Raw genomic sequence first — 202 nt, 5'->3', positions numbered from 1 at the left:
CCTGCTGCTCGGTGACTCCTACCACCCCGGCGGCACCGCACTGACCCGCCGCCTCGTCGACGGCCTCGCGCTCACCCCGGACGCCCGGGTTCTGGACGTGGCCTCCGGTCGCGGCACCACCGCCCTGCTGCTCGCCGACGGCTACGGCTGCCGGGTGGACGGCGTGGACTACGCGGCGGCCAACACCGTCCGCGCCCGGGGT

Annotated in this window: 1 protein-coding gene; it reads left to right on the top strand. The window is 76.7% G+C overall.

Features of this window, described 5'->3' with window-relative positions:
* Position 1 precedes the first annotated feature (1 nt).
* Positions 2-202: SAM-dependent methyltransferase (locus tag V5O46_RS31780; protein ID WP_408649092.1), on the top strand; the 201-nt coding region annotated here is incomplete at its 3' end.

This window comes from Streptomyces poriticola (assembly GCF_036689765.1).
Classification (GTDB): Bacteria; Actinomycetota; Actinomycetes; order Streptomycetales; family Streptomycetaceae; genus Streptomyces; species Streptomyces poriticola.
Note: the sequence above shows the minus strand (reverse complement) of the source record. Positions and strands in the feature narration are given on the sequence as shown.